10 protein-coding genes are annotated in these 14,539 nt (G+C 72.2%); 9 read left to right on the top strand and 1 reads right to left on the bottom strand.

Annotation, left to right across the window (positions count from 1 at the left end; genetic code table 11):
- Positions 1 to 268: 268 nt before the first annotated feature.
- Entirely contained in the window at positions 269 to 1,135 is an 867-nt protein-coding gene (locus ACRYMN_RS19610) for a hypothetical protein (RefSeq protein ID WP_432498830.1), read from the bottom strand.
- 468 nt (positions 1,136 to 1,603) lie between these two features.
- Here ACRYMN_RS19610 and ACRYMN_RS19605 point away from each other — a divergent pair, with 468 nt between their 5' ends.
- The 9 genes from ACRYMN_RS19605 to ACRYMN_RS19565 all read left to right on the top strand — a co-directional run bounded on the left by ACRYMN_RS19605 (position 1,604) and on the right by ACRYMN_RS19565 (position 14,417).
- A complete protein-coding gene (locus ACRYMN_RS19605) occupies positions 1,604 to 2,077 on the top strand; it encodes a hypothetical protein (protein ID WP_432498828.1) in 474 nt (157 codons plus the stop codon).
- The gene (locus tag ACRYMN_RS19600) at positions 2,071 to 3,369 is read left to right on the top strand and encodes a hypothetical protein (RefSeq protein ID WP_432498826.1); all 1,299 of its coding nucleotides are present in this window, start codon (positions 2,071 to 2,073) and stop codon (positions 3,367 to 3,369) included. Before ACRYMN_RS19605 ends, ACRYMN_RS19600 begins: the two co-directional genes overlap by 7 nt.
- A gap of 63 nt (positions 3,370 to 3,432) precedes the next feature.
- Entirely contained in the window at positions 3,433 to 3,786 is a 354-nt protein-coding gene (locus ACRYMN_RS19595) for a hypothetical protein (RefSeq protein WP_432498824.1), read from the top strand.
- Complete coding sequence (locus ACRYMN_RS19590; RefSeq protein WP_432498821.1) at positions 3,783 to 4,592, top strand: hypothetical protein; 810 nt, start codon at positions 3,783 to 3,785, stop codon at positions 4,590 to 4,592. Before ACRYMN_RS19595 ends, ACRYMN_RS19590 begins: the two co-directional genes overlap by 4 nt.
- A gap of 7 nt (positions 4,593 to 4,599) precedes the next feature.
- Complete coding sequence (locus ACRYMN_RS19585) at positions 4,600 to 7,563, top strand: ATP-binding protein (RefSeq protein ID WP_432498818.1); 2,964 nt, start codon at positions 4,600 to 4,602, stop codon at positions 7,561 to 7,563.
- Positions 7,560 to 9,803, top strand: coding sequence for a hypothetical protein (locus tag ACRYMN_RS19580; RefSeq protein ID WP_432498816.1), 2,244 nt, complete (start codon positions 7,560 to 7,562; stop codon positions 9,801 to 9,803). Before ACRYMN_RS19585 ends, ACRYMN_RS19580 begins: the two co-directional genes overlap by 4 nt.
- A 3-nt stretch (positions 9,804 to 9,806) precedes the next feature.
- A complete protein-coding gene (locus ACRYMN_RS19575; RefSeq protein WP_432498813.1) occupies positions 9,807 to 11,042 on the top strand; it encodes a C40 family peptidase in 1,236 nt (411 codons plus the stop codon).
- A gap of 56 nt (positions 11,043 to 11,098) precedes the next feature.
- On the top strand, positions 11,099 to 12,004 hold the full coding sequence (locus tag ACRYMN_RS19570; RefSeq protein ID WP_432498810.1) for a hypothetical protein: 906 nt from the start codon (positions 11,099 to 11,101) through the stop codon (positions 12,002 to 12,004).
- A gap of 1,583 nt (positions 12,005 to 13,587) precedes the next feature.
- Positions 13,588 to 14,417 (top strand): IS5 family transposase gene (locus ACRYMN_RS19565; RefSeq protein ID WP_432498807.1). Its coding sequence is split into 2 segments (ribosomal slippage): positions 13,588 to 13,951 and positions 13,951 to 14,417, totalling 831 coding nucleotides; the frame shifts between segments, so codons are not numbered across the junction.
- The last annotated feature ends 122 nt before the right edge of the window (positions 14,418 to 14,539 follow it).

Genomic DNA, 14,539 nt, shown 5'->3' with positions numbered 1-14,539 from the left:
TCAGCGCGGCTGTCGCCGCGGTGCATCAGCGCGGCTGTCGCCGCGGTGCATCAGCGCGGCTGTCGCCGCGGTGCATCAGCGCGGCTGTCGCCGCGGTGCATCAGCGCGGCTGTCGCCGCGGTGCATCCTCTAGGCAGCTCACGCTAACTCCATGCCCTTCGGTGTCGTGGTACTTGACCCACGGCAGTGGGACGTTGGTGGGGGAGGCCCCGCCCGAGCCGGGCATCGCGGACGAAACGCACGGCGGACTCCGATGCCGCGTGCGGCGTCATGCCGCTCGCATCAACTCGTCCACGGTGGCCCCCAGCCGAGGCGCGCCAGCGGGGGAGTGGCGAAGTCGCCGCCCTTCCTGCTCAACGTCCTTTACGTACTGCACTAGGCGTGCCGTCAGCCGTGAGAGCCGTCGGTGCAGCGTCGGCGTGGTGATGCCCAGCTGTGCGGCCACCTCTGCCACGCCGTGTGCCTGCTGCCCGGGTGGGGGCGCGTAGACCTGCAGCAGCACTTGGGCTTGTTCGCCGGTGATGGCGCCGTGAGCGACGGCATCGCTGAGCAGGTGCACCACCCGCGGCCAGGCGGCCGGTTCTCGGCGCTCGGTGGCGTTCAGCGCCGGGTCCTGGTCCTCGGTGGCCAGCAGCGGCACCTCGTACGTCGTGCCGAAGCCCTCCTCGCGAGCGCCTGGGGTAGGGGAGTGGAGCCAGTGGTGCTGCGTTAGGCGCAGGGAGTCCATGGCGAGATTGGCGGCGACGCGCCGAGGCCGGCGGTGCCTCGGGTACCGCATCACCGCCTGCCACAGCGCCGCGATGACCTGAGCTTCCACCTCGCACGTCTCCGCACCGCTCGTGCGGACCTGGTTCTGGATCAGGCGAGCTGCCCGCCCCAGGAAGAGCTGCACCACCGCTCGCCCTGCGAGCTCCTCGCCATCGTGGGCCAGTTCCAAGAGCGCCAACAGCGGTTCATCTGTGCAGCCCGGATCACCGGTTCGACGCAGTGCGGCGAAGGAGTCGCAGAGGTCGGTGAGCGAGCGCAGCCCCCGCAATGCCGGTGCCTGTACCGCCCATCGCTGCACCGCGAGCGCGTTGGCTGGCTGCTGCGCCAGTTGCTGCCACTCGCTGTTCAGCGCCTGCACCAACCGCATCGGCGCAACGGTGCGCCCGGGGCGGCAAGAGAGCAGGTGAGCGTGGGCGGAAGCGGGGGAGTGCTCCGTGGCCGGCGGGAGGCGGGTGCTCGATGCGGTCGTCGATGCGGTGGGCATGGTGCAGCTCCTTGCTGGGGAAGCTGTCGACCGTCCTCACACCCCCTTGCCGCTCCTCTGGACGCATTCACCTTCAGACCGCGAGCGGTCTTGCCGTGCGGGCTTGTAGGTCTTGCCGCGGTGAGCGTTTGCGCAGGTCAGCGGCGTTGAAGTCGCAAGGTGTGACGTCAATCACAAGCGTTGCGGAAAGAATTGCGTGCCGAGGTGTCCGGTTCCCGAGGGCTCACCTACCTGATCCAGGCAGCAGAACCCCCGTTTGCCTGCTCCCGCCTCGGAGGCCCTCTCGTGTCCGACCCCGCCGCCATCCGCTCTAGCCGTCCGCTCTGCCCGCACCTCGGGCACGACCACCTCGTGGGCCAGGTCCACGCCACGCCTGAACCCAGCGCAGCTGTGCTGGGTGAGGAGCCTGCTGACCGCCTGGCCGTCCCCGCTTTCGGCGTCGTGGGTGATTGTGTGCGCGTCGACGGTGGGCTGCGCGAGCTCGGCGAGCGCCTCGCCGCCGTGCTCGAGGCCCCCTTCGACGAGGCGGCCGCCGCGGCGCTGGACGAGTACCTGACGGGGCAGGGTCGCCGCGCCGCGGTCCAGGCGTGGACCCGGCTGAACGAGGGGAGCGCCGGTGCTGAGCAGGAGGCCGAGCACCAAGAGGCCGAGCACCAGGCGAGCTGGACTTCCTCGCAGTTGCTCGCGCAGCTGCGCGAGCAGCCCGGTGACGGTGCCGGCGCGCGTGCGCAGCGCGGCGCCGGGGCGCGCGGCGCCAGCGGTGCTCGCTTCACCTGCGGCCGGTCCCGCCGAGCGCGGTGGGGGATGGGGGGTGTCGCGTGCTGAGTACCAGGACGCGCCGCGGCGCCGGCCAGCGTCCAGGCAGCGCCCCGGCGAGCATCAGCGGCGAGGTCGGCTCCGGCTTGAAGGCGCGGATCCGCCGCGGTTCCACCTCCGCGCGCGCGCAGCGAGAGGCCGCGCCCGTCCCGGTGCCGCAGGCGATGGGCTGGACGCCCGGTGCGGCGCACGGGGCGAGTGCGGTGCGCATCGCCCTGGTGCTGGCACTGGTGTGCGGACCGGCAGCCCTGGTGCTCCAGCAGCTCGACTCATCGCCGGCTGCGCCCCGGGCGGTCGCCGCGAGCGCCCGTCAGGACGCCGGTGAGGTCGCCGCCGTCGGCAACTTCGCCGCGGAGTTCGTCACCGCCTGGCTGACGACGCCGGCAGGAGGCGAGCAGGCGCTGGGCTTCTACCTGCAGAGCACCGCCGGGCTCAGGCTGCCCGGCTCGGTTCCGCGCGTGCAGAACGTCGCCGTCGCCGACGTCGAGCGGGTCGCGGAGTACGGCGCGGACGGCGGCTCCAGCACCGCGTCGAGCAGCTCCACGGCCACCACGGCCATCACGTCGGACGCAGCTTCCCCCCAGTCGCTGACGAGCCAGGCCGCGCGCGCACCCGAGGCGAGCACCGCTGCCAGCACGTGGCAGGTGACCGTCGCCGCCGACGTGGAGGAGCCCGGCGCCGACGGCGAGCCGGTGATGGTGCGCCGGTACTTCGCCGTCCCCGTCCTGCAGCGGGGTGGGACTGGCGCCGCGGTGGCGGGGGAGGGGACGCCGCAGCCACAGCATGAGTACCAGGTCGTGCGGGCGCTGCGCGCGCTGATGCTGCCGCAGCCACTGGCCGGCCCGGCCTCGGGCGAAGGTGCCGAGCTGGACTACGACCAGCAGGTCAACCCGGCCGGCAGCCTGGCCACCAGCGTGGGTCAGTTCCTGGCCGCCTACGCCGCTGGCGCCGGGGACGTGACGCGGTACGTCATCCCCGGCGCGCCGATCAGCGCCATCACGCCCGCGGCCTACACCGACGTCCAGGTGCAGTCCGTCCTGGCCCGCGAGGGCGAGGCGAGCAGCGACGAGCCCGCCGACGGCCAACGCGCCCAGGTCCTGGTGACCGCCACCTTGATCACCTTCGAGCGGCAGCAGAGCACCGCCCAGTACGCCCTGGCGCTGACCGCCCGGGGCGGGCGGTGGGAGATCTCCGCGCTCGAACCCGTTCCCGCGCTGGTGCCGCCCACCGGCGCCACCGCGAGCCCCGCCTCGAGCCCTGCCTCGAGCGCGCCCAGCACCGGCACTGCCGGCCGGCAGTGACCAACCCGCCGACCGCACGCCCCTCAACCAGCGACGCAACTCAGCACTGAAGGAGACGACACCGTGGACATCTTCACCAAGCTCAGCCAGCTCACCGGCAGCGCCGAAGGCGTCATGAAGGGACTGGCGATCATCCTCGGCATCCTCGCCGCCTTGAAGATCATCGACTGGGGCAAGTCGGTCACCTTCGCCCGCGTGGCCCTGGCGGTCGTGGTCGCCGGGGGAGTGGTGCTCGTGGTGCAGAACCCCGACCTGCTCACCGGCGACTTCAAGGAGACCTTCAGCCTCCCGGCTCCCCAGCAGCTGCAGCCCTCGCAGGTCAGCGCCACCACCGCCACGCCAACCGCTGCCACAGGCCTCGGCGTGAGCCCCGGTGCTGGTTGGGACGCGGCGGCTGAGGTGGTGCCGTCCCTGTGAACGCACCGGAGGTCACCCTGCCGGCCGGCTACCGCATCACGCGCTTCTACACCCTGGCGCGCCGCTTCCCCACCCTCATCGGCCGCCTGCCCAACGGCAGCGAACTGCCGTACGGCCCGTACACCGTCGGGCAGTTCGTCACCGCCGTCGTCCTGCTCGTCGGCGGCTACTGGACGCTGCCGCTGTGGGGAGGACAGCGCGGCCTGCTGGTCAACGCCCCGCTGCTGCTCGGGGTGACGGCCGGTGCGGTGATGTTCCTGCGCAAGGTGCCGTGGCGAGGGCGTGGGCCCGTGCCCATGCTGCGCGGAGCCTTCAGCAGCTACGGCTGCGCGCAGGGCACCTACCGGGGCAAGGCGCTGCCAGCGCGCCAGGCCACCCGCGTCACCGGACGCATCTGCATCGCTGACGAGCGCGCGATGTCAGCCGCGAGCGCCCTGCTGCGCGAGCGGCGCGCACAGCTGCCCGGGCAGGCCGCACAGGTGCACCAGGACGCTGCGGCATCGGCCCAGCACCACGTGCCTGCCGGCGTGAGCACCTCTGCGCCGCCCGCGCCCCTGACGGCACTCGTGAGCGCTGCGCCCGCACCGACGTCCCCTCTGACCTTCACGGCGCGACCAGGTCCACGGACCGCACGCCAGGCCCGGGCGGCGCGTGCAGCCGGCGCAGCGTCCCTCAGCGGAGTGCAGCGCCTGCGCCAGCAGGCCGGCGCCGCGAGCACCACCGGCTCACCGAACACCGCCGGTTCATCGAGCACCGCCGGTCCCACCGCACAGCTGGCTGCCGCCGGCTCGAGCAGGAAGCACTGAGCGCACCATGGAACATCCCATCCAAGACCTCGCCGGGCACCTGCTGTTCTCGCGCGATGGCACCGTCTGGGCCACCTGGCGGCTGCAGGGGCAGCCCTACGGCCGCCGGGCGGTGGCGGAGAAGGAGCAGATCCGCCTGCTGCACCAGATGCTCTACCGCAGCGTGGGCGGCGAGTCGCTGCACCAGGGGCTGGAGGTTGACACCGACCCGGTCGAGGTCGTGCGCAGCATGCTGCGCGGGCTGCGCCAGCCGCTTCAGCAGCTGCCCGAGTGGGCCGCGGAGGTCGAGGCGAGCACCGAGCGACTGGAGAGCGACCTGCCGCTGTCGCAGCGCACGTACTGGTTCTCCGTGCCGCTGCGCAACACCGGCGCCAGCGTCCTCAGCGAGCCGCTGCGGGCAGGAGCCACCTCCTTGCTGGGCCACCTCGGCGCACCGCGCCGCGCGCCGGCGGCCGCGGTCCTGGCCGACCGGCTGGAGCAGGCCGCTGAGATCCAGGCGCTCATCCCCGGCCCCTTCAAGCCGCGTCCGGCCACCGCCGCGGAGCTCATCTGGATCTACCGCCACGCCCAGAGGCGAGCTCTGGGCGAGGAGGACACCTGGCTTCCCTCGGCGCCGAGGACCGAGGAGATCGACGCCGCCCTCAGCATGGCTGAGCGCGAGCTCGGTGCCCTCGAGCACATGGCTTCTCCCGGCCGCATCGGGCGCCCCATCCTCGACGAGGCCGCCGTCAGCGATGTCGCCGCCGAGGGGTGGCGCACCGGCTTCCGCGCGCGCCTGCGCCGGCTCATGCCCTCGCAGCGCAAGGTGTTGAAGATCACCGACACCGACGACGAGAGCGTGGCGTCCTACCAGTCGCTGGCCGTGCTGGCCGGCACACCGGCCTCCGGTGCCCTCTTCCCGGGCACCGAGTGGCTCGGCAAGGCCGAGGAGGCCGGCGTGCCGGTGGACTGGGCGGTGCGCATGCGCAACAACGCCCGCGAGGTCGTCCTTTCCCGCAACCAGCGGGCGGTGAAGAACCTCAACGACCAGTACGAGCAGCGCGAGGGCGAGGTGAGCACCGGCAGCCACGAGCTGGACGCCGTGGCGGCCGCCTTGAGCGAGTACCAGCAGCGCCTGGCCACCGAGAAGCTGGAGGTGGAGCTGGAGACCATCACGATCTTCGCCACCTGCGCGAGCACCCGAGAGCAGGCGCTGAGCAACGGCGCGCAGCTGGCGCGCTTCTACAACTCCTTCGACCACCCCCTCGAGCGCCCGCTGGGTGAGCAGCAGAACGCCTGGTGGGCCATGCTGCCGGGCACCCGCTGGCCCAAGAAGTTCAACGACCTCGCCCAGATCTCCTTGTCCGAGGGCTTCTCCGCTGCGGTGCCCATGGTCAGCAGCGAGCTGGGTGACGGGCAGGGCGCCCTCTGGGCGGTCAACCAGACCACGTCCTCCTTCTCCGCGGTCCTCATCGACCTGTTCACCACCATCCAGGCCAACTTCTCCGCCGCGGTCGCCATCGCCGGTGAGCTCGGCAGCGGCAAGAGCTACTCGATCAAGTCCCTGTCCGGTGCGCTGGTGGACACCGGCGCCAGCTTGGTGGCCATCGACCGCAGCCAGACGGGGGAGTACATCCACTTCGCCCGCTCCCTGGGCACCTGCACGGTGGCGGCGGTGGCCAGCGACGCCGAGCGCGGCATCGAGCCCGAGCACAGCCTGGACCCGCTGCGGATGTTCCCCGGGGCCGAGGGCGCCCGAGTGACCCAGACGCTGCTGACGCCGCTGCTGGCCATCGACACCGGCAGCGACATCGACACCGCCCTGGTGGAGACCACGGACCCGCGCTACCGCGCCCAGTACGGCATCAGCAGCCTGAACGCGCTCACCGACCACCTGCTGCAGGACTGCCCGCGTCCAGGCGCCGGCGAGCTCGGGCGCAAGCTGCGCGCCCTGCGCACCCGCGACTTCGCCCGGGTGCTCTTCGACGAGGGCCTGCCGGTGCTGGACGTGTGGAACGCGCGCGCCCTCGTCTTCTGGACCTACGGGCTGCAGCTGCCCACCCGCGCCGAGCTCCTGCACGAGCACCTGTTCAAGAAGATGAGCTTCGAGAAGCACTTCGGCCGGGCGATGTACGCGCTGATCATGGCCATCGCCCGTCGCGTCGCCTTCGCCGACCCCAGCCAGCTGGTCCTGTTCGTGGGCGACGAGTGCCACCACATCACCGCCTCCATCGAAGGCGAGGAGGAGCTGACGGTCTTCATCCGTGAGGGCCGCAAGAACGGAGCCGCAGCCATCCTCGGCTCGCAGGACTGCGCCAACGACTTCGGCTCCGAGACGCTGCGCGGCCTGATCCCCTACCGCCTCGTCATGCGCCTGACCGACGAGCCGCTGGCGCGCGCCGCGCTGGAGTGGATCGGCCTGGAAGCCAGCCCCGAGCACCTGGAGGAGGTGATGGCCGACCTGTCCCCGCGCGACACCAACGACCCCGACGGCCGCGTCGCCGTCGACCGGCGAGGCGAGGGCATCTTCCGCGACTCCTACCGGCGCATCGGACGCGTGCGCATCCTCGGCCCGGCTCTGCAAGCCCGCCGGCAGGCCTACTCGACCACCCCGCAGACGCCGCGCACCTCCTTGCGCAAGACCACTGCGGCTCCGGCGGCTGCGACTCCGGCGGCTGCGACTCCGGCGGCTGCGACTCCGGCGGCTGCGACTCCGGTGGTCGCGGCTCCGGTGGTCGCGGCGGTGCTACCCGATGCCGCTGAGCCGGTGCGGAAGCCGAAGACGAGCAGGACCACGAAGGTGGCAGGCGCGACGGCCGCAGCCACGTCGTCCGCCCCGCGCAAGCGCACCAGCAGCACCGCGGCCGGGCGCCTGCCCGCCAGCCGCAGCCGCGCCAGCGCGCGAGCCGCCACGACCCCTGGTCCCACCGGCTCTAAGCCCGCGGCCGCCGCAGCCGGCAGCGTCGCCAGCACCTCGCAGGAGCAGGCGTGATCGGCGGGCGCCAGGCGCACCCGCGCGCTACTGCCCACCGCCAGCGGCGGTCCGCGCTGCTCCTGCTGACCCTGCTGGTGACAGCGCTGCTGACGCTGTCCACGGTCTGGCTGAGCGCACGGCCGGCCGAGGCCAGCACGAGCGTCACCGCGGCCGAGAGCACCGCCACCCGTCCAGCGCGCCCCGCGCCGGCAGCTCCGGCGGCGCCGGCAGCCACGCCATCGAGCTCACCGGCGGCGCCGAGCGCGCCGAGCAGCGCGTCGACCGGCGGCGGCAACACCTCCAGCAGCGGTCCGCTGGCGCCCCTGGACGCCGCCGACACCCACGGCCTGTCCATCGGGAAGTACCAGCTCAGCGTGGACACCGGAGGGGTGACCAACGGGATCAAGCTCATCACCAACGGCGTGCTGCTCTCAGGGCTGTGGGAGGCCTACCGCTGGAGCGTGGGCGCGGCCGTGGCCATGATCGACCTCGCTCTGCAGATGGAGTGGGTCGACTGGCTGGTCGAGGCGATCAACCCGGTCGCCAGCACCCTGCAGAACGACGTGGTCGCCCAGCTCGGTCTGCGCGCCCTGGCCCTGGGCGTCATGGGCGTGTGGGTCGCCGTCCTCATCGCCGGCGGCCGCATCGGCAAGGGCCTGAGCCAGTTGCTTGTCTCCAGCGCCGTGGCCGCCCTCGCCGCCGGAGCGCTGGCCAACCCCGTCGCCGTCGTCACCGGCCAGGACGGCGTGCTCTACGTCAGCCGCGACGCCGGACAGGCCGTGGCCACCGTCATCGCCAGCGACGGCCGCAGCAACACCCCCGATCCCGACATGATCCAGGAGAAGACCGGCGGGGCCCTGGTGGACACCTTCGTGCGCCTGCCGCACCAGTTGATCAACTACGGGCGGATCCTGGACGGCTCCTCCTGCCAGGGCGCCTACGACGACGCGCTGGCCGGTGGGCCCTACGAGTCCGACGACGACTCCGCTCGAGCAGCGCTGGGCGGGTGCGAGCAGAAGCTGAAGGACTACGCCGACGACCCCGGCTGGACCGGCGTCGCCTCGGTGGCGATCCTCGCGCCGGCCGGAGGAGCGCTGGCCCTGCTGGCCATCGTCCTCGTCGTCATCTTCTTCCTCGCCACCCTCATGGTGATCTTCTTCGCGGTGAAGCTGATCATCGACGTGATCCTGGCGATCATGCCGGGCGAGCGCAGCGGACTGTGGAGCTCGGTGGCCGGGTTGCTCGGCTCCGTCCTCACCGTCGCGGGGCTGATCGCCATGCTCGCGCTCTACTGCGTCTTCCTGCGCGGCGTGCTGACCACCAAGTCGAACACCGACATGCTCGTGCGCTTCTTCATCGTCGACGCGATGGTCGTCTCCTTCATCGTCGTCACCGTCCTCGCGCGCCAGCGCATCAGCGAGCGGGCGCGGAAGATGGCGGAGAAGGCCGCCTCGCTCAGCGGTGGCGGCAGGGCCCAGCCCGCGCAGATGCCCAAGCTGTCCCAGGCGCGCGCGGCCATCACCCAGGCCGCCTCCACCCGGGCCGCTGTCGGCCGGGTCGCCGGTACCTCCACCGGTGCCTCCACGACCGCGATGGCGGGTGCAGCCCGCACCGCCGCCTCCGGCAACGCCGCGCAGCGCGTGCTGCACCGCGTGGCCAGCAACCGCGTCGTGAAGGCAGGAGTCACGGCGGCCAGCCTGGCCGGCGGTGCGGCCGGCCTGGCCGCCAAGGCGACCATCGGAGCTCCCGTCTACGGCCCGCGCGCAGCCCGCGTGGTGGGGGCCGCCGCCCGCAGCCGCGCCGCCGCCGCCCGCGCCAGCGTCCAGCGCACCAGCGCACGCGGCAAGGCCTTCGCGGGGGAGTACCGCGACGGTCTGGCCATGGCAGCGCGCCCTGCGCTCGCCGTGGGCAAGGTCGCTGCGCGCCCCGCGGCCGCGGCGGGCAAGGCCGCCGGCCGCGCGGCCGCGCCCGCCGTCACCGCCGCCAGCATCCGCTTGTCCAACCCCAAGCAGGACGCGCAGACCCCGCCGCGCCCCGCCGGCATCAGCACCTCGCGCTCGCGGGCCGGGCAGCCCACCCCGCGCACGGTCACCGCCGCCCGCGAGCGCCAGCGCATGCGCCGCGAGGCCGCGCGATCCACCGCCGTGCCCACCCCCGCGCGCACCTCGAGCACCCCGGGCGCCACCAGCAAGGCCGGCGCCAAGCTCGGTGCTGTTGTTGAGCGCCGCTTCCGCTTCGGCCCGAGGAAGTCGGCCTGAGCCATGGCGACCATGAGCCCCGCGCGCACCGCCGGCCGCGCTGCGCAGCCCGGCGGCAAGACCTCCGACGGCAAGACCTCCGCGCCCGGTGGCAACGCTCTGAAGTGGGGCATCGGCCTGATCGCCGGCGTCCTGCTCGCGAGCGTGGCCGGACGGCTGGTCCTGCTGCTGGTCGTCCTCGCCGCCCTCAGCGGTGGCGGTGGCGGCGTCTCCAGCCTGGCTCCCAGCGCGGTGCCGGGTGTGAATGCTGTCCTGCTGGACGCCTTCGGCAAGGCCGCCGCGGCCACACCGACGATCGCTTCCAAGTGCACCGGCATGCGCTGGTCGATCCTGGCCGGCATCGCGCAGGTGGAGTCCAACCTCGCCGCCGGGCGCACCATCAGCGGAGGCGGCGACATCACCCCGCACATCATCGGCCCGGCCTTGAACGGCTCCGGCGTCGGCGGCAACCGCACCGCCATCTACGACACCGACGGCGGCCGCTGGGACGGGGACAGCACCTACGACCGGGCCGTGGGCGCGGTGCAGTTCATCCCCACCAGCTGGGTCGCCTACGGGCGCGACGGCAACGGCGACGGCGTGGCGGACCCGCACAACGTCTACGACGTCACCCTCGGCGCGGTGGTCCACCTGTGCGGAACCAGCGCCAAGGACCTGTCCAACCGCGAGCAGCTGCGGGCAGCCCTGTACGGCTACAACCGCTCCTACAGCTACGTCGATGAGGTCCTGGGCCACATCGACACCTTCGACCAGATCGGCGTGGCCGCCGGCGGAGCGGCGGTGCCCGAGGCCAGCGGACGCGCCGCGATCGTCATCGCCGCCGCCCGCAAGTGGACCGGCACCCCCTACGCCTGGGGTGGGGGAGGGGGCCGACCCGGTGCCGGCGGAACCGTCATCGGTGGCCCCTCCGAGGGCTTCGCGCAGGGAGCGGGGATGATCGGCTTCGACTGCAGCGGCCTGACGCAGTACGCCTACGCGGCCGCCGGCATCCAGCTGCCGCGCGTCTCCTCCCAGCAGGCCCTGCAAGGCCGGCGCATCCCGCGCTCGGCGGGCCTGGAAGCCGTCGCCCCCGGGGACCTGGTCTTCTTCGGCTCCAACCCCGCCGCCGGCACAGGGATCCACCACGTCGCGATCTACCTCGGGGCCGGGCAGATGATCAACGCCCCCCGCACCGGCACCTTCGTGCGCGAGGAGGCGGTGTGGATGTCCAGCTACGCCGGCGCAGTGCACTTCCCCTGAGCTGCCCCACCCGCCCCAGACCCCATCGACCCGCCGCCCACGAGCAAGGACCTCCTGTGCCCGCCTTCCTGCGCAGCCCTCGCCCCCACCCCGACGACAAAGTGCCGCACGAGCTGCTCATCAACCTCGACGACGACCTGGACGACGACCTGGACGACGACCTGGACGATGACTTGGACGCTGAGCTCGAAGGCGAGCACGACAACGACCTCGACGACCAGAGCGCGCACCCCCGGCGCGGGCACGTGCTGCTGCCCGCCGTGGGCGCCTTCGTACTGACCTGCGTCGGCTCCGCCTGCCTGATGCCAGACCTGGCCGTGGACGCGCGCCACCTCCTCGAGCGCACCGGCAGCACGGCGAGCGCCGCCAAGGCGCCCGGCCCGGCCGCCGCCGGCGCTCCCGGCGACCCGTTGAGCCCGTCGGCCAACACCGAGCCCTCGCCCCCGAGCGCGGCCCGGGGTGACGCGGCCTCCAGCGCACCGACGAGCACGAGCGCAGCACCGACGGCACCGCCCGGTCCCGCGCCCTCCGGTGCTGCACCCTCCGCGCCGGGGGAGCCCGGCGCGCAGAGCACCCCGCAGGACCTGCTGGCCGGTCCCGTCACTGACGACGTGCTGCAGCAGTTGATGGAGGACTCCCTGCCCAACCGCCTCGCAGCCCAGGACCCGGTGGCCGCGGCCAGCCCGCAGGCGGGCGAAGCGATCAAAGTCGCCTGGCGAGCGCTGAGCGAGGACCTGCTCGCCGGCGGCTGGAGCCAGCCGCACCGGCAGGCCGCCGTGCTGACCACCACCGCCACCGCGCCCAGAGACGGCACGCTGCCGGTGACTGTGTCAGTGGCTTTCATGTGGAGCGCGACGACCGCCGCGGGTGAACCCACCGACCGCGAACTCTCCGCCGTCGACCTCAACCACGGCGGCCGTACCTGGGCCGTCGACCGCATTCGCATCGCGGGCCAGCCGTGAACTTCTACCCGGTGCGGCAAGACCTCTCCGCACCGGCACGAACTCTCACCGCGCGCGCGGCAAAACCTCCATGACGCCACGGGCGGATCCGACCCGAAGTGTCGGGCTTGCGCACTGTCGGACGGCCACACTGGCGACCAGAGCGGTGCAAGCGATGGGCGGCGAAATAGACACCACCAGAGCGCTCCATAGCGAAGGTGTGTGCAGCGTCGCGAACGTCCAGCGCGCCTCGGGAACGCTCGAAGCTCCACGCGCCTGGATCGCAGAAGAACGAGGAGCGGAGGGGCACACGACCACGGCCCGCAAAAGTTCGATCAGCGACGAATGGAGGCAACTTCCTCAAGATCGCGAGGCCGAGAACCTCTTCGAGAACCCCGCCCGAGCGTACTGAAGTTGTCAAGTCCTCGGCAAGACCGACATGAGCGGGTACCGACCCGTCACAATCCGAACACCACCGCCAGAGCTCGTGGCATCGATCGTCTGTGAAAGGAGAGCACGTGCAGTGCTCCGTCGCTGGCTGCCTGAATGCGGTCACCGCAAGAAGGTGGTGCATGAAGCACTACCAGCGCGCTCGGCGGCACGGGGAGATCCCACCGCACTTGGACCAAGCGTGACCGACCGACAGGGCGATGCCTCGGGGCAGGCGCTTCCACGGCGACCTCGGCCTCGCCTTCGAGACGAGGAGACCATCGCGCGGTTCTGAGCCGCGTGGACAAGGACGGTCGTCCGATCATCACCGCCTCTCGCGGCCAGAGTCCCTGCTGGCTGTGGACCGGTCCGGTCACTTCCGGCGGTTACAGAATCCTCCGCTACCGCGGTCGCTCCTTTAGCAGCGCTCACCCTTATGCCTGGCGCCTCGAGGCGGTGCCCCGGGACAGGCGCACTTGGACCACCTGTGTCATTCCTTGTCCAGGGGTGCCGATTGGGCACGGACGATGCCCACCGCCGTTGCGTCAACCTCGACCACCTAGAGCCGGTCTCGGCGCGCGAGAACAACCGGCGTCGCCACCACACCTCAGCCACGCTTGTTCCACTCTGCGATTCCGCGGTGTTCTCGACGTGCCGGCGCGGGCACACCTGGGACATCAGCACCACGCTGTACGACCGTCGCGGCGGCAGGCTGTGCCGCTCCTGCCTCGAGGGCATCACCAAGCGCTGATGTGCCGATGCGCACCTAAAACACGACGGTCGACAGGGGAGCAAAGCAGCCGCTCAGCGTTGGCCATGGCGTGACGGCGGCTGTGTTGCCCGGGTTCCTGGCGATGTACGCCTGCACCGCCGGAGCGCCTACGTGCTCCGCGTCGTTCGTGGTGGCCTCGCTGAGCACGCAGCCTAGGTCGTTGATGATGCGGTCGCTGACGTCGGGATCGGGGGCGCCGCTGGTGAGCAGGCGACCCGCGACTTCGTCGGTCAGGGGGGTCGGTGTGGCCGGTGGTGGGGTCGCCCTCGGCCCAGCTGCCACGGTGGCCCAGGACGAGCAGCGCGTCGCGGCTGCTGTGGAGCGCCACCGTTTAGAAACCGTTGCATTACAGCTCGATTCACTATGACTTGCCGGGTGGGTGAGGCGGGAGCAGTCTGGCGGCATGGTCGAGGACGCGGTACCTGAGCGGGTCGCGGAGCTGGTGCCCGATGAGCTTTGGAAGCGGGTGCGGCCGCTGTTGCCCCAGCGCCCGCCGCGCCGGCATCGCTATCCAGGACGCCTGCCGCGTGATGACCGCGCCGCGCTGGCCGGGATCGTGCACGTCTTGATCACTGGCTGCACCTGGGCGCAGGTCCCGCCCGAGCAGTTCGGCTGCTCGGGCGTGACGTGCTGGCGCCGGCTGCGGGACTGGACCGAGGCAGGCGTCTGGCCGCGGCTGCATCAACTCCTGCTCGATGAGCTGCGTGCCGCCGGGAAGCTGGACCTGGAGACGGCGGTAGTGGACGGCTCGCATGTACAAGCCCTCAAAGGGGGGCTCACACCGGCCCTTCACCGGTAGACCGCTCCCGCAGCGGGTCCAAGCACCACCTACTCACCGATGGCGGTGGTATTCCACTCGTCATCGCCCTCACCGGCGGCAATCGCCACGACGTGACCCAACTGCTGCCGCTGGTCGATGCCTTCCCGATCGTGCGCGGCGTCCGTGGCCGTCCTCGACTGTGCCCGGACTACCTGTTCGCCGATCGCGGCTACGACTTCGACGTCTACCGTCGCGCCCTGCGGGCCCGCGGGCTCGTGGCATGCATCGCACGCCGCGGCATCGCCCACGGCTCCGGCCTCGGCGCCCGACGCTGGGTCGTCGAGCGCACCTTCGCCTGGCTGCACCAGTTCAAGCGCCTGCGCATCCGCTACGAGGTCCGCGCCGACCTGCACCTCGGACTCCTGCAGCTCGCCTGCGCGCTCATCTGCTACCGCAGGCTCCCACCGGCATAGTGAAAGGAGTTGTTAGTCCGCTGGAGCTAGCCGCCGGGCGCAGATCAGCGTGACCGCCAGCCGCGCCAGCGCGGTGATCGTGACCGCGCTGCGGTCGTAGCGCAGCGCCAGGCGCTTGCAGG

The sequence above is a fragment of the Kineococcus gypseus genome (assembly GCF_050871305.1).
Classification (GTDB): domain Bacteria; phylum Actinomycetota; class Actinomycetes; order Actinomycetales; family Kineococcaceae; genus Kineococcus; species Kineococcus gypseus.
The sequence above is the reverse complement of the archived record's forward strand: the minus strand, read 5'-3'. Positions and strand labels throughout refer to the sequence as shown.

Bases quoted from the DNA above. Each gene is read 5' to 3' on its own strand.
- ACRYMN_RS19610 (WP_432498830.1), bottom strand. From the start codon at position 1,135: ATGCGGTTGGTGCAGGCGCTGAACAGCGAGTGGCAGCAACTGGCGCAG.
- ACRYMN_RS19585 (WP_432498818.1), top strand. From the start codon at position 4,600: ATGGAACATCCCATCCAAGACCTCGCCGGGCACCTGCTGTTCTCGCGC.
- ACRYMN_RS19575 (WP_432498813.1), top strand. From the start codon at position 9,807: ATGGCGACCATGAGCCCCGCGCGCACCGCCGGCCGCGCTGCGCAGCCC.